The sequence below is a fragment of the Parapedobacter sp. 2B3 genome, from assembly GCF_041925275.1.
GTDB classification, from domain to species: Bacteria; Bacteroidota; Bacteroidia; order Sphingobacteriales; family Sphingobacteriaceae; genus Parapedobacter; species Parapedobacter pyrenivorans_A.
Window position 1 is genome coordinate 175,135 of record NZ_JBHEUZ010000012.1, and the last position, 19,211, is coordinate 194,345.

At 50.3% G+C, this 19,211-nt stretch carries 25 protein-coding genes; 13 read left to right on the forward strand and 12 right to left on the reverse strand.

Features of this window, described 5'->3' with window-relative positions:
- Nucleotides 1-68: 68 nt before the first annotated feature.
- From ACEVG1_RS14690 to msrA, 6 genes are all read left to right on the forward strand, one after another.
- On the forward strand, nt 69-284 hold the full coding sequence (locus tag ACEVG1_RS14690) for a hypothetical protein (protein WP_374744503.1): 216 nt from the start codon (nt 69-71) through the stop codon (nt 282-284).
- Nucleotides 285-292: 8 nt separating this feature from the next.
- Complete coding sequence (locus ACEVG1_RS14695; protein WP_374744504.1) at nt 293-631, forward strand: tRNA-binding protein; 339 nt, start codon at nt 293-295, stop codon at nt 629-631.
- 67 nt (nt 632-698) lie between these two features.
- Nucleotides 699-1,172, forward strand: a complete 474-nt coding sequence (locus ACEVG1_RS14700; protein WP_374744505.1) for a nucleoside deaminase — start codon at nt 699-701, stop codon at nt 1,170-1,172.
- Nucleotides 1,173-1,343: 171 nt separating this feature from the next.
- On the forward strand, nt 1,344-1,952 hold the full coding sequence (locus tag ACEVG1_RS14705; protein ID WP_374744506.1) for a superoxide dismutase: 609 nt from the start codon (nt 1,344-1,346) through the stop codon (nt 1,950-1,952).
- A gap of 101 nt (nt 1,953-2,053) precedes the next feature.
- Nucleotides 2,054-3,061 (forward strand): zinc-binding dehydrogenase, encoded by a 1,008-nt coding sequence (locus ACEVG1_RS14710; RefSeq protein WP_374744507.1) that lies wholly within the window; start codon nt 2,054-2,056, stop codon nt 3,059-3,061.
- A gap of 46 nt (nt 3,062-3,107) precedes the next feature.
- The gene (msrA, locus tag ACEVG1_RS14715; RefSeq protein WP_374744508.1) at nt 3,108-3,761 is read left to right on the forward strand and encodes a peptide-methionine (S)-S-oxide reductase MsrA; all 654 of its coding nucleotides are present in this window, start codon (nt 3,108-3,110) and stop codon (nt 3,759-3,761) included.
- Between the two features lie 23 nt (nt 3,762-3,784).
- Here the strand turns inward: msrA and ACEVG1_RS14720 are convergent, their stop codons facing one another.
- Nucleotides 3,785-4,228, reverse strand: coding sequence for a DinB family protein (locus ACEVG1_RS14720; RefSeq protein WP_374744509.1), 444 nt, complete (start codon nt 4,226-4,228; stop codon nt 3,785-3,787).
- Here ACEVG1_RS14720 and ACEVG1_RS14725 point away from each other — a divergent pair.
- From ACEVG1_RS14725 to ACEVG1_RS14740, 4 genes are all read left to right on the forward strand, one after another.
- Nucleotides 4,219-4,527: a hypothetical protein gene (locus ACEVG1_RS14725; protein WP_374744510.1), complete on the forward strand. Its 309-nt coding sequence runs from the start codon at nt 4,219-4,221 to the stop codon at nt 4,525-4,527. The genes ACEVG1_RS14720 and ACEVG1_RS14725 overlap by 10 nt on opposite strands.
- 89 nt (nt 4,528-4,616) lie before the next feature.
- Nucleotides 4,617-6,266, forward strand: a complete 1,650-nt coding sequence (locus ACEVG1_RS14730; RefSeq protein WP_374744511.1) for an FAD-dependent oxidoreductase — start codon at nt 4,617-4,619, stop codon at nt 6,264-6,266.
- Between the two features lie 12 nt (nt 6,267-6,278).
- Nucleotides 6,279-6,818 (forward strand): gluconate 2-dehydrogenase subunit 3 family protein, encoded by a 540-nt coding sequence (locus ACEVG1_RS14735; RefSeq protein ID WP_374744512.1) that lies wholly within the window; start codon nt 6,279-6,281, stop codon nt 6,816-6,818.
- A 13-nt stretch (nt 6,819-6,831) separates the two neighbouring features.
- Nucleotides 6,832-8,541 carry a GMC oxidoreductase gene (locus tag ACEVG1_RS14740; RefSeq protein WP_374744513.1) on the forward strand — a complete coding sequence of 570 codons (1,710 nt, stop codon included), beginning with the start codon at nt 6,832-6,834 and terminating at the stop codon, nt 8,539-8,541.
- Between the two features lie 216 nt (nt 8,542-8,757).
- Here the strand turns inward: ACEVG1_RS14740 and ACEVG1_RS14745 are convergent, their stop codons facing one another.
- The 7 genes from ACEVG1_RS14745 to ACEVG1_RS14775 form a co-directional block, all read right to left on the reverse strand.
- A complete protein-coding gene (locus tag ACEVG1_RS14745) occupies nt 8,758-9,231 on the reverse strand; it encodes a ribonuclease H-like YkuK family protein (RefSeq protein ID WP_374744514.1) in 474 nt (157 codons plus the stop codon).
- A 153-nt stretch (nt 9,232-9,384) separates the two neighbouring features.
- The gene (locus tag ACEVG1_RS14750) at nt 9,385-10,014 is read right to left on the reverse strand and encodes a hypothetical protein (protein WP_374744515.1); all 630 of its coding nucleotides are present in this window, start codon (nt 10,012-10,014) and stop codon (nt 9,385-9,387) included.
- Nucleotides 10,001-10,420, reverse strand: coding sequence for a hypothetical protein (locus ACEVG1_RS14755; RefSeq protein ID WP_374744516.1), 420 nt, complete (start codon nt 10,418-10,420; stop codon nt 10,001-10,003). The genes ACEVG1_RS14750 and ACEVG1_RS14755 overlap by 14 nt, the downstream gene beginning before the upstream one ends.
- Nucleotides 10,421-10,424: 4 nt before the next feature.
- On the reverse strand, nt 10,425-11,072 hold the full coding sequence (gene upp, locus ACEVG1_RS14760; protein ID WP_374744517.1) for a uracil phosphoribosyltransferase: 648 nt from the start codon (nt 11,070-11,072) through the stop codon (nt 10,425-10,427).
- Between the two features lie 154 nt (nt 11,073-11,226).
- On the reverse strand, nt 11,227-12,057 hold the full coding sequence (locus ACEVG1_RS14765; protein WP_374744518.1) for a universal stress protein: 831 nt from the start codon (nt 12,055-12,057) through the stop codon (nt 11,227-11,229).
- Nucleotides 12,058-12,068: 11 nt separating this feature from the next.
- The gene (locus tag ACEVG1_RS14770) at nt 12,069-12,830 is read right to left on the reverse strand and encodes a DUF4197 domain-containing protein (RefSeq protein ID WP_374744519.1); all 762 of its coding nucleotides are present in this window, start codon (nt 12,828-12,830) and stop codon (nt 12,069-12,071) included.
- 26 nt (nt 12,831-12,856) lie between these two features.
- Nucleotides 12,857-14,431 carry a glycerophosphodiester phosphodiesterase family protein gene (locus ACEVG1_RS14775; RefSeq protein WP_374744520.1) on the reverse strand — a complete coding sequence of 525 codons (1,575 nt, stop codon included), beginning with the start codon at nt 14,429-14,431 and terminating at the stop codon, nt 12,857-12,859.
- A gap of 187 nt (nt 14,432-14,618) precedes the next feature.
- Here ACEVG1_RS14775 and ACEVG1_RS14780 point away from each other — a divergent pair, with 187 nt between their 5' ends.
- Together ACEVG1_RS14780 and ACEVG1_RS14785 are read left to right on the forward strand one after the other, a co-directional pair.
- A complete protein-coding gene (locus ACEVG1_RS14780) occupies nt 14,619-14,894 on the forward strand; it encodes a DUF2752 domain-containing protein (RefSeq protein ID WP_374744521.1) in 276 nt (91 codons plus the stop codon).
- Complete coding sequence (locus ACEVG1_RS14785) at nt 14,881-15,243, forward strand: TM2 domain-containing protein (protein WP_374744522.1); 363 nt, start codon at nt 14,881-14,883, stop codon at nt 15,241-15,243. Before ACEVG1_RS14780 ends, ACEVG1_RS14785 begins: the two co-directional genes overlap by 14 nt.
- 3 nt (nt 15,244-15,246) lie before the next feature.
- Here ACEVG1_RS14785 and ACEVG1_RS14790 read toward each other — a convergent pair whose 3' ends face one another.
- Both ACEVG1_RS14790 and ACEVG1_RS14795 read right to left on the reverse strand, forming a co-directional pair.
- Nucleotides 15,247-15,897, reverse strand: a complete 651-nt coding sequence (locus ACEVG1_RS14790) for an HD domain-containing protein (RefSeq protein WP_374744523.1) — start codon at nt 15,895-15,897, stop codon at nt 15,247-15,249.
- Nucleotides 15,897-17,075, reverse strand: coding sequence for a class I SAM-dependent RNA methyltransferase (locus ACEVG1_RS14795; protein ID WP_374744524.1), 1,179 nt, complete (start codon nt 17,073-17,075; stop codon nt 15,897-15,899). Before ACEVG1_RS14795 ends, ACEVG1_RS14790 begins: the two co-directional genes overlap by 1 nt.
- A 144-nt stretch (nt 17,076-17,219) precedes the next feature.
- Between ACEVG1_RS14795 and ACEVG1_RS14800 the strand changes: the two genes are divergently transcribed.
- Nucleotides 17,220-17,606: a DUF3127 domain-containing protein gene (locus ACEVG1_RS14800; RefSeq protein WP_374744525.1), complete on the forward strand. Its 387-nt coding sequence runs from the start codon at nt 17,220-17,222 to the stop codon at nt 17,604-17,606.
- Between the two features lie 111 nt (nt 17,607-17,717).
- Here the strand turns inward: ACEVG1_RS14800 and ACEVG1_RS14805 are convergent, their stop codons facing one another.
- A complete protein-coding gene (locus tag ACEVG1_RS14805) occupies nt 17,718-18,281 on the reverse strand; it encodes a hypothetical protein (RefSeq protein WP_374744526.1) in 564 nt (187 codons plus the stop codon).
- Between the two features lie 8 nt (nt 18,282-18,289).
- Entirely contained in the window at nt 18,290-19,120 is an 831-nt protein-coding gene (locus ACEVG1_RS14810) for a hypothetical protein (RefSeq protein WP_374744527.1), read from the reverse strand.
- Nucleotides 19,121-19,211: the final 91 nt, after the last annotated feature.

The following is a 19,211-nucleotide window of genomic DNA, read 5'->3' on the forward strand; positions in this document are numbered from 1 at the left end:
AGCCGAAAATGGCAATAAACTTGCACCACAAGGCAACTTTCGCTAGTTTTGTCGCAAATCAATGGTATATGGCTGATATCAAAATGACCCCGGAGGAGTGGGAAATCGCGAAAGCGAAATTCCGGCGTAAATACAATCACCTTTCTGATGATGACCTCGCTTTTGAGCCGGGCAAAGAAGACGAACTGATCGGCCGATTGGCCAAGCGCGTGCGGCGTAGCCGGGATTACATCCTCTTTACCTTGAAGAAGGGGATTGCCGATTTGGGAAGTAACCGGTTATAATGTGCCCAATGGAAGAAATCTCATGGCATGATTTCGAAAGGGTGGAACTGCGTGTCGGTACGATCATCCAAGCGGATGAATTTCCGAAAGCGCGGAAGCCAGCGTATAAGCTTACGATTGATTTCGGAAACGAAATCGGTATACGGCAAAGCAGTGCCCAGATCACCAAACACTATGGCCGGGATGAATTGATGGGAAAACAAATCATCGGCGTGGTCAATTTCCCGAAGAAGCAGATTGCCGATTTCATGTCGGAATGCTTGGTTACCGGTTTTGCAGACGAAAACGGCGACATTGTGTTAAGTACGGTGGAACGGCCTGTACCTAACGGTAGCAAATTAATTTGACAAGACATTTGTTGGCAGGCTAGTGCGCTAGTGTTGCATGTCTCATATCTCACGTCTCAAATCTTAAATGAAATACATCAATTTTGAAGATTCCGGTGACGCCATACCGGATGAGGTTTATATGAAAGAGGCGCTCCGCGAAGCGGAGAAAGCATTGGAACAAGGGGAAGTGCCCATCGGTGCCGTGGTCGTTGCTGGTGGAAGGATTATCGGCCGTGGCCATAACCTTACCGAGCGGCTGAACGATGTCACTGCCCATGCCGAGATGCAGGCATTTACCGCTGCCGCGAGTTATATGGGAGGGAAATACCTGCGCGATTGCACCTTGTACGTTACCATCGAGCCCTGTGTGATGTGTGCCGGTGCGGCTTATTGGACCCAAATCGACCGTATCGTGTTCGGTGCACTGGATGAAAAGCGTGGATTTTCAAAATTTGGGAGCAACGTACTACACCCTAAGACAACCGTAACCAACGGTATATTGGAGCAAGAGTGCGCAGCGCTCGTTACGTCATTTTTCCGTAATAAACGCGCTACTTAGCGGTCCGAAACTGCTGCCAAAAACAAAACTGCACCGACAAACGTTAACAATGCACCGGTATCATTGTATTTGGCAGCGTGAAGACGGCGGTAAGGTTGCATTTATCTGTAACATTGACTAAGTTTGTCCAACACGAATATTATTAATTTTTAACATAAAACAACACATACTATGGCTTTTGAATTACCGGCGTTACCTTACGCCACAGATGCACTGGAACCCCATATCGATAAAGAAACCATGGAAATCCATCACGGCCGTCATCATCAGGCATATGTGGACAACCTCAACAAGGCGATTGCGGGCACCGATGCAGAAAACCTATCTATTGAAGATATCTGCAAAAACATCTCTAAATACAGCGGGGCCGTGCGCAACAACGGCGGTGGCCATTACAATCACTCCCTGTTCTGGACCGTCCTGTCAGCAAATGGTGGGGGTACGCCCTCAGGCGATTTGGCTGCTGCTATCGACGAAGCTTTCGGTTCGTTTGATGAGTTGAAGAAAAAATTGCAGGAAGCCGGTGCTACACGCTTCGGCTCGGGCTGGGCGTGGCTTGTGGTGGATGGTTCGGGTAAATTACAGGTAACCTCCACCCCCAATCAGGATAACCCCCTGTTTGATATCGCTGAAGTGAAAGGCACGCCTATCTTGGGTATCGACGTATGGGAGCACGCGTATTATTTGAAATACCAAAACAAGCGTCCGGGATACTTGGAGGCTATTTTCAACGTAATCGATTGGGATGCGGTAGCCAAACGCTATGCCGACGCGAAATAGCAAGTAAAAAGAACAAAAAAGGCGGCCATATTTCAACGTATGTGCCGCCTTTTTACTGCGCGGTGTCTAGCCTCTCATATCCGGTGTCTAACTAATGTCTTATGGTAAACCAAAAAGCGATTGTCCTTCACGGTGCAAAAGAACCGTTGGTCTTAAAAGAAGTGCCCATTCCTGCTATTCGAGAAGATGAGGCTTTGGTACGCCTCAAAGCCGCTGCGTTGAACCGGCGCGACTGGTGGATACAGCAGGGGCAATATGCCGGGCTCAAGTTCCCGATCATATTGGGATCGGACGGGGCAGGCGTGGTGGAGCAAGTTGGGAGCAATGGTTCCACCCATTGGGTCGGCCGGGAAGTCGTAATCAATCCATCGCTGGGGTGGGGAAGCAGCGAAGCGTTTCAGGGAAAATCGTTCAGCATCCTCGGGTTGCCCGAAGACGGCACCTTTGCCGAGTTTGTACGTGTTCCCGTTGCCAATTTGCATGAAAAACCAACACATCTTTCATTTGAAGAGGCGGCAGCACTGCCCCTCGGCGGGCTTACGGCATATCGGGCGCTCTTCCAGCGGGCAGGACTGCGGGGCGGAGAGAAGGTGCTGGTTGTCGGTGCTGGTGGGGGTGTGGCAACCTTTGCGCTGCAATGGGCGTTACATGCCGGTGCAAAGGTATACGTTACATCCAGTACGCCGGCCAAGATTGGGCAAGCCGTGGCTTTGGGGGCCGCGGGCGGCGTTTTATATACCGACGATGGCTGGCCGCAACAATTGCAGGAGCAGGCCGGCGGCTTCGATATCGTGGTGGATAGTGCTTTGGGCGAAGGCGCGGCGCACTACCCCGATCTGGCCAACCCCGGTGGCCGGATTGTCTTTTTCGGCGGTACAGCCGGTAATATCCCTGCGTTGAACGCACGGAAATTGTTCTGGAAACAACTTTCCCTACTCGGCACCACGATGGGCTCGCAGGCTGATTTTGCTGCGATGTTGGCATTTGTGGACCGACATCGTGCCGCACCGGTAATCCATGCCACGTATCCATTGGAAGAAGCGGAGACGGCGCTTCGCCAAATGGACCGATCCGTGCAGTTCGGGAAAATCGTACTGACGGTGACTTGAGATACCGGCCGGACCTTTGTATCTTTGTTTAAAGAAAGGAACCCAGATGATGAGGTTATTGTTTTTACTGATGAGCGGTGTGATGTTGCAATCCGCCTGTTTGCAGGCCACCGACTCGAAGACCAACCAGACGCAATTGTTCACAGACAGTGTGGATTCATTGGCTGGTGTTGATACCGCCACGTTTGCCGGCGGCTGCTTTTGGTGTACCGAAGCCCAATTCCAGCAATTGGCCGGTGTGGATACCGTTATTTCCGGCTATACCGGCGGTAATGTAGCCCACCCAACCTATAAACAGGTTACCTCAGGTCGAACGGGCCATGCCGAAGCCATCAATGTGGTGTATCGGCCGGCTGAGATTTCGTATGATGAGTTGCTCGAAGCGTTTTTCATTGCCCACGACCCTACGCAGCTCAATCGCCAGGGCAATGACATCGGCACCCAATACCGGTCGGCCATTTTTTACCACGACGACGCCGAGAAAGAAAAAGCCGAATATTACATCCGGCGGCTCACGGAAGAGAAGGTTTACGATGGACCCATCGTAACCAAGCTGGAACCCTATGGCGATTTCTACATTGCCGAAGACTACCACCAAAATTACTACAACCTCAACCCGCAGCAAGCATATTGCCAATACGTGATCGTTCCTAAGTTGGAAAAGTTTAAGAAGGTATTCAAGGAGCGGCTAAAGCGGTAGGACGTCCCTCGGGCTGTGATGACTTATTGTTTATAGCGTATATAGTCTGTGACCAACGGTTCGATTCCGTTCTGCCTGAACAGCAAGGCTACCTGCCCCCGGTGGTAGGTCGAGTGGTTAATGACGTGGAATAAGGTGTCCTGTATTGTATTGACGAATGGTTTTCCGGTTGTGGTTTGGTACGCAATGTTGTTAGCAAGGTTGCACGTGGCGAGAATGCCGCAAGTCTCCTCGTGGTTGAGCCGGTCTATCGCCGCCGATATATCGATGGAGTGATCATCCCATACGCCGTATTCCGTTTTTCTTCCCAATATACGGCAGTTCCAAATGTGGTGCGCATTCACTAAATGGCTGAATAGAGCAATAGATTTTGCATCTACAGCCATTGATTCGCGTTGGAAAATCTCGGCTAATTGCTGGTTGCAATGCCGGTTATACCTAAATAGTTCTTCGAAAAATGATTTCATGCCAGACAAAAATACGAAAAGCGGCGATTAATAGTGGCCGGCCGAAATGGATTATACGTACGCCAAATTATTCGGTAGATCAGTTTCTGTTGTCTGATTTCCAAGATCGAACCATCCAGCTTTCGTACAGGAGGCATATCCAACAGACGGATTGTGACGGCCTCGACCCTTCCATTATTTGTGTGTGCGCGTCCGTGGTGACGGTATCTGCCAGCTTCCGTTTTGGTCAGGAAATCAAAATTCGCGAACGCCGGGCGGGTTCCGAAGAAGTGCAGCAGCGTATCCGGGGCGGAGGCTAGCTAGCAAAACAGCCAAAGAAATTGTCGCTCCATATGTTTGAAAATGTTAAGTTTGAAGTCTGAAAAGACGACGAATGACAAATAAACCAATGAGAGCCTTATCTGCGTATGTTGTTGCACTTATTTTGCTAACCACCTGTAGCAGCAAGTCATCGAATGAAAACCAAGCCGACCTGGTTATCTACGGAGGCACGTCAGCGGCCATCACCGCCGCGGTGCAAGCGATCAAATCGGGCAAGTCGGTTATTGTTGTTTCGCCCGATAAGCACCTAGGCGGACTGTCTTCGGGTGGCTTGGGTTTTACCGATACGGGCGATAAGTCGGTAATCGGCGGCTTGGCTCGCGACTTTTACCATCGCGTGTACCAGCATTACCAAGATAGCGCGGCTTGGCGGTGGCAGCAACATTCGGAGTACGGCAATAAGGGCCAGGGCACGCCGGCCATGGATGGCAACGAGCGAACAATGTGGATATTCGAACCGCACGTAGCCGAACAGGTCTTCGAAGATTATGTGAAAGAATACGAAATCGACGTCCGCAGAGACGAATGGCTCGACCGTAGTGGCGGTGTAAAGAAGCGGGCCGGTCGCATCGTTTCTATTACCACGCTGAGCGGCGGCACTTATAAAGGCAAAGTTTTTATCGATGCGACCTACGAGGGCGACCTCATGGCCGCCGCCGGGGTGAGCTACCATGTGGGCAGGGAGGCAAACCATGTATATGGCGAAAAGTGGAATGGCGTACAGACGGGTGTGCTGCACCACGGCCACTGGTTCAAAAGTGACCTTAGCCCTTACAAGGTGCCCGGAGATACTACCAGTGGTTTGCTGTATGGTGTGTCCGCCGAAAATCCGGGTGAGTATGGGGCGGGGGACCATCGCCTGCAGGCTTACTGTTTTCGGATGTGCCTGAGCAATCACCCGGATAATAAGGTTGCTTTCCCCAAGCCTGACAATTACAACCCCGAACACTACGAGCTACTGGCCCGGGTGTTTGCCTCCGGCTGGCGCGAGACGTTCCATAAATTTGACCCGATACCTAACCGGAAAACGGATACGAATAACCATGGACCCTTCAGTACGGATTTCATCGGGATGAATTACGACTACCCGGAAGCCACCTACGAGCGCCGACAGGAAATCATAAAGGAACACGAAGATTACCAAAAGGGGCTGATGTACTTTCTGGCGAACGATCCGAAGGTGCCAGCAGACGTACGGGAGGCCATGGCGCAGTGGGGGCTGGCTAAAGATGAATTTGTAGACAATGGCAACTGGCCGCACCAACTCTATATACGCGAAGCGCGGCGGATGGTGGGGCAATACGTAATGACCGAGCATGATACATTCAGCGACCGGGAAGTCGTAGACCCGGTGGGCATGGGATCCTACACGTTGGATTCGCATAATGTACAACGCTATGTGAAGCCCGATGGACACGTGCAGAACGAGGGAGACATTGGCGTACACCCCAAACATCCCTATCAGATTTCGTACGGTTCATTGGTGCCCAAGAAGGAAGAATGTTCGAATCTGTTGGTGCCTGTATGTGTGTCGAGCTCGCATATTGCTTTCGGTAGCATCCGTATGGAACCCGTATTCATGATACTCGGCCAAAGCGCGGCGTTGGCGGCCTCACTGGCCATTGACAGCGGAACGGATGTGCAGGCTGTGGCATATGCAACACTTGAAAGAGAATTATTGGCAGAAAAGCAGGTACTCGCATTACCGGCAAATTAATTTGATAGAAATATGGACCGTAGAGCTTCCATACGTACGATGCTATATATAGCGGGGGGTACGCTGGTACTTCCAGCCTGTTTCCGGCAATCCGGGCGAACCACCATTGAGCTGACCCATTTGGTGGTCAGCGATGCAGATGAGGCAATGCTGGAAACGCTTGTTGAAACGCTTATCCCGGCAACGGATAACCCGGGAGGGAAAGCGCTTTTACTGCATCTTTTCGTGCTGAAAATGGTTGATGATTGCCACGGCCCGGAAGACCAGCAATCTTTTGCCGAAGGGTTGAGGGTATTCACCGGCTGGGCGAGGAAGGAACTTAGCGTTGAATTCAAGGATGCGGAAAAGGAAAAACGTGAGACCTTGCTGGCACGTATCGACGATGCCGGTGATTTGGTGGGTAAGTTTTTCTCGCTCGTAAAAAGGCGTGCTATCCAGGGCTACATGAACTCGAAATACGTGATGACAAACCTGGTCAAGTACGAGTTGGTGCCGGGGCGATATGATGGTTATTTCCCGATGGAGAAAGCCGATGGTATAACAGCAAAATAGAAAGGTGATAAACATGGCAAACCTTGCGATAGATAGCATAAAGGAGCGTACGTTTGATGCCATTGTCATCGGGTCGGGTGCAAGCGGCGGTTGGGCAGCGAAGGAACTGACGGAAAGGGGATTGAAGACCTTGCTCTTGGAGCGTGGCCGCGATGTGGTCCATGTGAAAGACTACCCCACCACAAACCTTTATCCATACGAGTTTGAGCATCGCGGGGAAACCACCCATGCAGATAAGCAGGCCAATCCCATTGCCAACAGGTGCTACGCCTATAAAGAAGATTCCCAGCATTTTTTTGTAAAGGATGATGAGCACCCATACGTACAGGAGAAAGAGTTCGACTGGATCAGGGGCTATCAGGTAGGTGGCAAATCCCTGTTGTGGGCGCGGCAGACACAGCGGTGGAGCGAATACGATTTCGAGGGACCTGCCCGCGACGGTTTTGCCGTGGATTGGCCCATCCGGTCCGCGGATATCGCGCCGTGGTACAGCCATGTGGAGCGCTTTGTCGGTATCGCCGGAAACAGGGATGGCCTCGCAACGTTGCCCGACGGGGAATTCCTGCCGGGTTATCCCCTCAATGCGGTAGAGGACCATTTCCGGAATGCAATGAATCTCCACTACAAAGGGCGACATGTCATCAGCGCGCGCTGTGCACACCTGTCGCAACCACAGCCCATCCATATCCAACAGGGACGTGTGCAGTGCCAAAACCGGAAACTATGCCAGCGTGGATGCCCGTTCGGTGGTTATTTCAGCAGTAACTCGTCTACCATACCGTGGGCACAGAAAACAGGTAACCTGACGCTCCGTCCCCATTCGGTGGCCCATTCGGTGTTGTATGACGAGGCGCTAGGCAGGGCGGTAGGGGTGAAGGTCATCGATACCGATTCATTGGAAGAGATTGATTTTTACGCCAAGGTCATTTTCGTGAACGCATCGACGTTGAATACGAACCTCATCTTGCTCAACTCGGTTTCTAGCCGTTTCCCGGATGGACTGGGCAACGACAACGGATTGATGGGCAAGTTTGTCGCCTTCCATAATTATACGGCGCGGATCAGTGCCGAATACGACGGCTTGCTCCAGTATCGGACGGATGGCAGGAATCCAGCCGGCGGTGGTTATATCCCCAACTTCAGGAATGTGGAAAAACAGGAAACCGATTTTCTCCGCGGTTGGGCGGCGGCATTCAGTGCCAGCCGGTATGAAAACAGGGATAGCAGCGGCGTGGGCCAGGTGCTCAAGCATGGATTGCTCAACAGCACGTGGAGCAATTGGCGGGTGGGTTCCCACATGATGGCAGAGACCATCCCCAAAGAACATAACCGCGTGTGGCTCGATGCAGATAGGAAAGACAAATGGGGGATGCCGTTGTTGCATGTATCGGTTGACTATGCCGATGACGACTGGAAACGGCGACAGGATTATTATGACCGGATGGCGGAGATGTATGAGTCTGCTGGCTTTACCAACATCAAGACCCAGGATGACGGCCGCCGACCCGGTAACGATATCCATGAGATGGGGGGCATACGCATGGGCCACGATCCGAAGACCTCGTTGCTGAACAAATGGAACCAGCTGCATCTGTGCCAGAATGTCTACGTAACAGACGGCGCATGCATGACCTCCACGGCAACGCAGAATCCCACGCTTACCTACATGGCGTTAGCGGCCCGTGCCGTGGATTACGCGGTGAACCAATTGAAGCAGGGGTAGTAGTATCCTATTCTTTTGGCGAGACTAACAGCGTGTGTAAAAAAAATCCGTCTCGTTTAAAACGAGACGGATCCGCCCCAATGGGATTAGGGGCTATCAACCTAAACCTATTGCAAAGGTAATGATTGGATTTAAACGACCAAAAGAAAATCTCCATTTTTATTTTCGTAGGGCAACGCCCTTTATTTTATCCGTTACGTTTGTTATTTCAATGGCTTACTGCACCATCTTATTCGCACAGGCCGAACTCGCAAATGCCTCGGGCTTTGCCTTGAATACAAAGCCCATACTCAAAATATAGCCCATGGCATCGTGCAATGCCTGGTTTGATTTGAACATGGGATTCGTGTTGATGTCAGCATGTACTTCGAGGTCTACATGGTACCTATCCAGCAAGTCGCAGAGTGCATAAGCGATTTCAATGGAACGTTGCACTTCGGCAAGCATGCGTTCTTTGATGCTCATTTTTAAGCTGGTACGGTCTTGATGGATGTACATGAAACCACCTTTTCCTTCGCGTACGAAAACGATAACGGTAGCGAAATCGGTAATGCTACTCTTTACCTGCGAGTCGGTGCCAATGCAGACTTTGAGCTTGTTGCCCAAAGCGTATTCGCGGGCAATGGTAGTGGATACCTCGTCAAGAATGGGTTGGCGTATGGGTTCGCCACTGAATTTTTTCCAAGTCATAAAATTGGGATTAATGAACGATACGGAAAAGAACGCTAATGAAAGCGAGTTAAAGGTAAAGATAAAAGACCCTTAATACCAATAACTTAGTGTGAAGTTTTTATTAACACCTGAGCGGTTTTTAACAGTGAGTCCCTCACCGGAGGCGGGTGTCTAGCGTTTGGATGTCCACAGTCTTACGCCCACTGAAAGGTGGAATTGGTGGGATGCTCGATACAAATGGCGCAGCTCACGGGTTACTTGAATACGTGATAAATCCACGTAACCGTATTCAAGCGAAGAAAAAAGACTGATGCGTTGGTTGAAAAAGTAATGCATTTCCGGGCGTAGCAGGTAGATTTCACCTTCTGAGGTATATCGGTAATTTTCGCTATGGTCACTTGCCATGCGATTGGTCAGATGAAACGTAGCCACCCCGACTTTCGGTACAAAATGCCAGTGGTCGCTGATGGGGATCAGATAAAATGCGAATATCCCCCCTTCGGTGATCCCCCCACGTTTGCTATTTCCCACGTATTGGGTGGTCTGTAAGCCTGCCCCATGGTAACGCACGGAAGCACTCAATCCGAAATTACGGTAGATATTCACACCCAGTTCGAGCGAGATGGAAGGGCGGTGGGTGTAGCTGTGATTTAAGAAGTTGTTGCCGGCAAATACCGGATGGCCGACCGTCGGCCCCCAAAACAGGGTTTTCTCCGGTTGTGCATCATGCTGCTGACTGTATGCAAGGATAGGGAAAAGGGATATAAAAAAAGGAACCGTGCAACTTTCATGGTAGCCCAACTCGGATAGGTGCTATTTCAATAAGATAATCGCGTGCAGCTTTGATATCCACTTCTACGCAAGTTGCGCACAGCGAGCCTTCCAACGAGTCGATAACCTGATAGTTTTCTAATATTAATGCATGTTGTCCATTTGATTTCGGGAAGATGAGCCGGAATACGCCATCCGCTCCGGTCATGCCGTTGGCCGACAACTGGCGTACTTGGCGTGTCCCACCCGGCGGCGCAAGTGAAAACTCGGCGCCCACAGCATAAAGTACCAAAGGCAGGTTGGCCACGGGCTGATTAGCGGCGTCTACGATTTTACCCCTCACCGTGTAGAACGTATCGCCGTAAAACGCTAATTTTCGGCAACCGGCAAATAGGACCACAAAAATAACGGATAGGAGTAGGGCGGGCTGCTTCATGGCGTTATTTTTCTTTCGCGCCATAAGCCAAATCCCCCGCATCGCCCAAGCCCGGCACAATATACGCCTTGCTGGTAAGTTCGCTGTCTACGTCTCCCACCCACAGTTGGGCTTGGGGCAGGAAAGCCTGCACATGAGCGATGCCTTCTTCGCTGGCGATGGCAGTAACGATAATCAGCGACTTGATGTCGAAGTCATCCAGCAGTTCTTTGCAGGTAAGTACCATGGTCCTGCCTGTGGCAAGCATGGGGTCTGCCAGGATAACGATGCGGTTATTGAGATTTACGCTGCTTACATATTCTTTGCGGATTTCGAAGGCGCCGCTTTTCTTGGTTTTACGGTAAGCCCCGATGAACGTGCTATCGGCTTGGTCGAACACGTTCAGCATGCCCTGGTGCATGGCCACACCCGCCCGCAGGATGGTTGCCAATACAGGTTGTTCGGCGAGGAGCGAGGTCTCCGCGATGCCGAGTGGTGTTTCCACTTCCACAGGCTCATAAGTGAAGGTCTTGCTGATCTCGTAGGCAAATAGCTCACCCAATCGTTCCAGGTTGCGCCGGAAACGCATACGGTCTTGCTGTACCTCGCTATTCCGCAATTCGGCGAGGAAATGGTTGGCGATGCTGTTGCGTTGGGTTAAGATAGTAAGCATATTCAAACTTAGATAAAGTATTGATATTTTAATTATTTTTTTTTCGGCATCAATGAGATCGCGACGCTAAGTTTGCTTTGATAGGTAACTATAGTCGTAATGCACTTATCAGTGTTCTCCCATGCATAAACACGGTAGCGGCAGATTGGTTTTACTAACCCACCGGCTTGTTCTTCAATAATACCATGGGCACATCGGCGATGTTGAGGAGCTTTTTGCTGACACTGCTGTGGAATAGCCTTTCGAAGAAGCCATAATTCCGTGATGCCATCAGGATGAGGTCGATTTGGTGCATCTTTACGTATTCAAAGATGCCATCGGCCTTATCGCGGGCTTCTCCCACCACTTCAAAAACGGGGTCTACCACACCGAGCATTCCGAGTAGTTCATCCTTGCCCTGTAGTTTATCCGGTGTTTGCCCCCGTGTGGCTGGATCTACGTGGACAATATGGAGGGATGCCGCTAATTGGCTGGTCAACCGCACGATGCTTTCCACGGGCGTTACATGCCGTACATCCTTAAGGTCTGTGGCGTAGACCACGTTGTCTATAGGCTTGAAATCATGATCTCGGGGTACGATAAGTAACGGTGCAGCACCTGACTTGGCTACGGCCAAGGTATTATGGCCGATTAACGTGTTTTCGATGTCTGATAGACCGGCAATGCCCATAACGATCAGGGATACCGCGTATTGGTCTACGATGGCCCCCACGCCCGCTTCGACCGTTTTGTCATCTGTAAAAAATATAAAGCCATCGGTCGACAAGCCAGGTGGCACGCGTAGCTTCGCGGCCATTTTTTCCAGGTGGCGGAGGGTAGATGACTCATACCCGGCTTGGTCGTCAAAACCTTGCGGGGGCCGATGGGCATACGAGTGATAGAAGATGACGTTCCTTGCACGGAGATGGCCGGCCATGTCGACCGCGTATTGCGCCGCGGTGTACGACACATCGGAGAAGTCGACGGGGATGAGAAACGTCTTCACGGTGCGATCGATTAGTTTTTTTGTTTATCGGCGTAGCCAAATACCTTCTGTAGCAAGGGCGTGGTACGGGTACCACCCAAATTGTCACGTATCTTGGACTCTTCCTGTGCCACCTGGTGGAACAGCCCATCGATCGCTTTTCCGGTAACGTATTTCGTTAAATCGGTTTCTATTTTTTCATTAACAAGCGGGAGCTGGTTGTACTGCGACACCGCCGCCGCCCAATATTGTGCTACATTATGCTTGCCGAGCGCTCCCTCCACAATGGGGCTGAACCGTTTGGCCAGCTCATCGGTGGTGGTACGTTTGAAAAATTGGGTGGCGGCATCTTGCTGACCACTCAGTAGAATGTTGGTGGCATCGCGTATGGTCAATTTGGAAAGTGCAGACACGAAAACCGGTGCAGCCTCTTCCACGGCACCCTCTGCCGCCCGGTTGAGACTTTTGATAAGGTTGTCGCAGAGTGAACCTAGCCCGACTGTGCGGAGTGCGTTTTCTATTTTCTGGGCTTCGGGCGGCATGAGTATCTTCACGGCAACGTTGCCCAAGAATCCATCGGTAACTGACAATGACTTGATGCTCCGGTCCAAGCCTTGGCTTAACGCTTGCTTGATGCCGGAGGCGGCCTCACTCGAACTCACCGACGTTGGCGAGCTGCTGCTTGACGTTGCCGACCCGGAGGGGCTGCTGCCCGTGGGCAATTGGCTCAGTGTATCACACTGCGTGAACAGCAGTAAACAGGATGCAAGCGAAAGTGTTTTTAAGCCATTCATGGAATGATATTTTTGATGTTGGGAATTTAATCCTTTTCGTAACGCACCGTTGCCATTACCGGAAAATGGTCGGACGGGGTTTTCCCCCCGTAACTGTCTGTAAGAATACCATACCTGATAACGCGAAACGGCTTGGACAGGAAGATATGGTCAATACGGCTATCACCCCCTCTCTTCACATTGAAGCCGTTAAACGTTGTGCTGGGCGCATATCGCAATTCTGCTAGCTCATATGCATCGGTTACTTCACCACCCTCGTTGAGTACACGGTAGCTTTCGTTGTGTTGGTCCACATTGAAATCACCCATAATGATCATCGGAATGCCGGCACCCAATGCATGTGCTTTCTCGACGATCAGTTTGGCGCTTTCCTTGCGTGCCTCCACCCCGATATGGTCAAAGTGTGCATTGAACAAGAAAAATTCAAAACCTGTCTGTTTATCTTTGAACAATCCCCAGGTACAGATCCGTGGCAATACGGCATCCCATCCTTTATTGGGTATTTCTGTGTTTTCGGCGAGCCAGAAGTTGCCTTGCTTCACTGCTTCGAATCGGTCGGACCGGAAAAAAATGGCCGCATGTTCCCCCCCTTCTTTACCGTCGTCCCGGCCGACGCCGATGTATTGGTATCCCGGCAGCAGGGTAGAGAGTCCCTCGAGTTGATGTTTGAGGCCTTCTTGCGTACCGAAGATGTCGAATCCGTGGAACTTGATCAGCTGTGCCAGGTGGGGTGACCGATCTTTCCAGAGGTTACCCGTATCGCTGGCGGCATCGTACCTGATATTATAGGTGGCTACGTTGAACTGCCGGGCGACATTTTCCTTCTTTGCTCGTTTAATAACATCAAACAACAGCGCTGGCTCATCCGTGGTGATGAACTCCACACGTTGGCTCAACAGATTGCGCATTTCGTCTTCGGTATTGACTGTCCAAGCGTTGATAGCGAGCCCTAGGCCATGCGCTTCTTTAATCCACGTAGGGTTTTTCTTGAATACGCTGAAGTGGTAATCCAAGCCCGCAAAACCATCTTGCTTGGCTTGCGCCGGCGCGACGTCACCGTTGAGGTAATAGACCTTAGCCTTCGGATCAAGCTCTATGATGCGCTTGCAGGCATCATAGTCAAACGCAATATATTCCACATATTTCTCAGCACCCAAGCGTTTGACAAGTTCGACCGATAGGTCGGCCGAATGAAGGGTACGTTCCTTGCCCAGCTTGGAAGTTTTCAGTTCGAAAATGAGCTTCGTTTCTTTGTGCTTCATCCCTTCGCGTAGGTAGGCTTCAGCCGTTGGAATAGCTTCGCCGTTGGGATGTTTTTTGGCCAACAATTCCGCGTAGGTAGCCGTACCGATATCGATGCCGTAAAAATCGTTGTCGTGGTTGACCACCAGTACATCATCTTTGGTGAGGTGTACATCAAACTCAGTGCCCGCGCATTTCAATTTGATAGCACCCTGTAAAGAGGCGATGGAGTTTTGTGGAACGCCTTCCACTTTCCAAGCACCGCGATGGGCAATGACCTGGCTTACGGATTGGGCAGAAGATAGGAGCCACATGGTACAAGCGATTAACGTGAAGAAAATACGGATAACGGGTTTCATGTTTTGTTTTTATGAAATAAGCTACGTACTAATCAACTTGACTAGCCGCGTTAAAGGTAAACATTTTATTAAAGGGTTGAAATTGGGTGGGTGATAATTTAGAAATCTATTGTAACTTTATCAGCAATTAAGCATCCTAATGGAAATGTACGGCAGGTACTCGTTTTCAAAGTGGCCCATCGAGTGGATGTGTTGGATATCAGCGCTGTTCTTGCTTTATTTTTCCAACCCGCATGTGCATCATCTGTCGCTGTGCCCGTTGGATAATTTAGGGATCACGTGGTGCCCTGGTTGTGGGTTGGGAAGGTCCATCGCACTCCTCATGCACGGAGAATTACAGGAGTCGATACGGATGCATTGGTTGGGAATCCCCGCTTTTTTGGTCATCGTACATCGGATTTATAGCTTATCAAAAAGAACATACAATAACTGGATTAAAACTTACCATTATGAGCAACCGTAATATACTGATGACCATCAGGGGTATTTCCCCTGAAGAGCTGATGTACTTGGAGCACACCACCAAAACGTTTACTGAAGAGCAAACAAAGCACTTTGTGTTCATCTATGATAGTAAAAGGAAAAATGCCCAGGACATCCTGTTGTTTACGCTGCTGGGTTTCCTTGGCTTTGCCGGCATCCAACGGTTTGTGATGAATCAGGTAGCTATGGGAATCATCTATTTCCTCACGATCGGTTTTTGCTGGATAGGCACCATCGTGGACCTCATTAACCACAAGAGCATGACCGACGAATATAATCAACGTGTGGCCCGGGATGCCGCGATGATGGTGATGGGTGGATATGTATAACTTTTAAGGGGTAGCCGCTCCCCATTCCCGGTAAAACTGCGCAAGGTATTGTTCCATGAATTGATGCCGCTCTTCGGCTACCCGTTTTGCGGTGGCTGTATTCATTTTGGCTTTCAGGAGCAGTAGCTTTTCATAAAAATGGTTGATGGTAGGAGCCGTACTGTTTTTGTAAGCCTCTTTATCTTGGTTGGACGTAGGCAAGACGCTCGGGTTGTATAGTTCCCTGTTTTTAAATCCGCCGTAATGGAAAGCACGTGCAATGCCAATTGCGCCGATGGCATCCAATCGATCGGCATCCTGCACGATTTCGAGTTCCTTGGAATGGAAAGATACCTGGCCTAAGCTGGCTTTGTACGACATGTTTTTGATAATATCCTCCACGTGGTTTACCACACAGGCATCCACGCCGATGCTATTGAGGAACTCACCCGCTATCCGTGGGCCGATGGTTTCATCGCCGTCGTGGAACTTACTGTCGGCAATGTCATGTAATAATGCGGCCAGTTCACAGACCAATCGGTCAGCTTGTTCATGCTGCAACAGCAACTTTACTTGGTTCCATACCCGTAGGATATGCCACCAATCGTGGCCTGCTTCCGCCTGGGCGAGCTGCTTACGTACAAATTGTGCCGTTTGGTCGATGTACGCCTGCATCAGTCCGTGTGTTCCTCCCGCGGTCGGCGGGTACCTTCATAAATTTCGTATTCGAGCAGGCGACAATCAAGTTTGCCGTTGTAAAACTCGACCCTACGCGAGGTGTGTAAGCCAATCTTTTTGGCCAGGTCCGGGTTTCCGGTAAACACATATCCGCGTTTACCACCGCATCGTTGTTTCAGGAAGTCGCCGATACGGCTGTAGGTGGCTTCGAGTTTGGTGTGCACACCCATCCGCTCCCCATATTCCGGATTGAATACCACTACTCCCGGTCCGTCGGGAAGCGGTGTTTCGGCAAAATCACACACGTGGAAGTCGATCAACTGGTCCACCCCTGCCGTTTTGGCGTTTGCCCGCGCAATGTCAACAGCCTCCCTGGATAGATCTGAAGCGATGATGGTTGCCGTAGGCTTCTTGTTTACCTGGTCTTTCAGCCGCCGCCTTTCGGCAAAGAACACCTGTTCGTCATAGCCAAGGATGTGCATAAAGGCATAGTTCATCCGGAACAGGCCGGGCTTGCGATTGGTGGCGATGAGTGCCGCCTCAATGGCGAGCGTGCCCGATCCGCACATAGGGTTCACGAAAGCTGACTGGCCCTCCCATGCCGTAGCGTAAATCACGCCGGCAGCCAGTGCTTCCAGCATCGGCGCTTTGCCCGGGTGCTTGCGGTAGCTATGTTTTGCCAGTGTTTCTCCCGATGTGTCGAGAAAGATTTCCGCCTCGTCATCCTGCCAATAAAGATGCACCACGGTTTTATGCTGGTCGGGACCGCTATCCGGGCGAAGGCCCTTTTTGGCTTTAATACGGTCGGCAATCGCATCCTTTACTTTCAAGTTGGCAAATAGGGGCGTGGTAATGGTGGGGTTGTTTACGTTGGATGTAACGGAAACATACCCGTCAAATGCAATCAGTTCCTCCCACGCGATGCTCGATAATGCTTTGTAAAGGTCGTCGGGATTGCGTGCAGGAAAGGCTGCTAACGAATAGAGCACCTGGCTGGCACAATGCAGATTCAGGTTTAGCCGTATGCAATCATTGACCGTAGCGAAGAGCTCTGCACCGGTGGCAAAACCACGTTTGATGTCGAAGCCTAGCTGCCGCACTTCCGCCTGTAGGTAGGGCGACAATCTTCTGTTGCAGGTAATGATGACTTTCCGCGGGGTGTTGAAAACTTCCATAAGATTTTGGCAAAGGTAGGTATTATCATAAGCAAAAAATACCTAATTTTACCATTTCATTAATCATAGGTAATTGTAGTAGCCGGAACGGCAGAGCTTGGCGGGTATACATGCTTGGTTAGGTTTTGGTAAAAAGAAAAAGTGATGGAAATACGAGGAAAAGTACACGAAATTGGCGATGTGCAGCAAGTTACAGACTCATTCAAGAAGCGGGATTTAATCGTGCAATATGCGGAAAATCCGCAATTTGTCGAGTATATCCGTTTTGAAGCCACCCAAGACCGGACGACGTTGTTCGACAGCCTGAATGTGGGTGATGAGGTGGAGGTGTCGTTCAATCTACGTGGGCGCCCGTGGACGAATAAGGATGGTGTAACGAGTTACTTTAATTCATTGGTGGCGTGGCGGGTGGCCAAAGTGACTGCCGAGCCGGTAGCGACTGGACAAGCCGGAGCAGCACACCAGGTGGCTACGCCCCCCACGGTTGATATTTCTGCCGATGATGGGAAAGACGACGATTTGCCATTTTAATCGAATATAGTTTAAGTTGATTGTAAATCAAAAGGTGTCCCGCCATCGGCGGGACGCCTTTTTTTGTGTACGTTTTGTATGTCTGATGTATGGATGTGCAGCCATTTGCGATCAGAATTTAAACGTCACGCCTACCGCCAAAACCGAAACACCATACCCCAATTCGGCGTAGGCACCTATATTATCCGTAAAGAACCATCGTCCTCCCAGGAAGCCGGAAAGGCCAATGCCGCTGCCGTAATTGTTGCTTAAATCGGCGCCACCCCCTTCCGTTTTATATTTAACGATGTTGTACGCCAGCATGGCACCGCCATATACATCCAGGTTCGGCAGGTCCGTGAATCCGTTATAATGGTAAGCGCCACGTGCGCCGACAACGATGTAATTCCATTTCGCAGTGTATCCGGCGTCCGTGTATTTGTAGCCGGTATTCCCGAGGTAGCCACCCAGGCTGATGACACCCGGCCCGCCGATGTCCCAAAGACCATGGTCGACAGAAACACTGATGGCTGGCCGAGCCTTACCGAGCCCACCCAAGGCGGTCCCCAGTCCGATGCCGGCATTGGCCGCTGTTGTTCCTTTTTGAAAGGGCTGTGCGTTTACCGCCGAGGCTATCGCCATGGACAGGAAAATGAAAATGGTTTTTTTCACGATTTTTTGAATGATTGATTTCATGAGTGATACTAGTTAGCTTTTTTGTAATTGTACTCGCGGGTTTCCACCACCACATCAGAACCCCTGTTATAGACGGCAGCCTTTGTGGGGTAACCGGCATTGTTATAAGTGTACGTGATGACTACGTCTTTATTTGCACTCGGGGCCTGCGAAGTTGTCTTTTCAGTCCGAGGGTTGTTGGCATTGGAATTGCCGGCTTTCCAAAAATAAGGATTTCCATATTTGGCTATAAAAGCCCGATCATCATAGTCCCCATATTCAAGGGTTGTGAGCCATTCGCCGTCGGCCATTTGTTCCCACGACACCAGATTACCTTCGTTATCATAGGTATAAGTCATCGTTATAACCAACGCATCCTCATCTCTTGGAATAGCCGTTTCGCTGGCCAGGCGATTATTGCTATACGTAAATTGCCAATCAATAGGCGTGCCGTCAGATAGGTTTGGCTGCGTCTGTACCATCGATACCGGTTTATCCCCGCCCCCGTAGGTATATTCCTCTCTTAAGAAGTTTTCGCCGTCTTGATTGACAAAATTCGTGATTGTTAATAGTCCGTTGGCATTGTAAGTGTGTGATATCGTTATGTTATTTACCCCATCTGCGTCGTAGGGATAGTTACGGATCATCCTATTCTGGTCGTCGTATTCATACGTTGCAACTGTTTTACCGTTAATTTTCTGCTCGGTAAGCAAAAGCATATCTCCTTTGGCGCCACTTGGTGGTCCAACATAGCAGGGGCTTTCTTCATCAGTGGGATCACAATCGTCGTCTTTTTCGCAGGACGTAAAGGCTACGGCGATAAGGAACAACCATACGGCTTTTTGAATCATTGTTTTCATGGCGTTTATTATTTAGGGCACCTCTAAAAACTCATTGATTTGAAATAACATTTGATATTAGCTTGATTTTCAGTATATTTAAATCATGAAA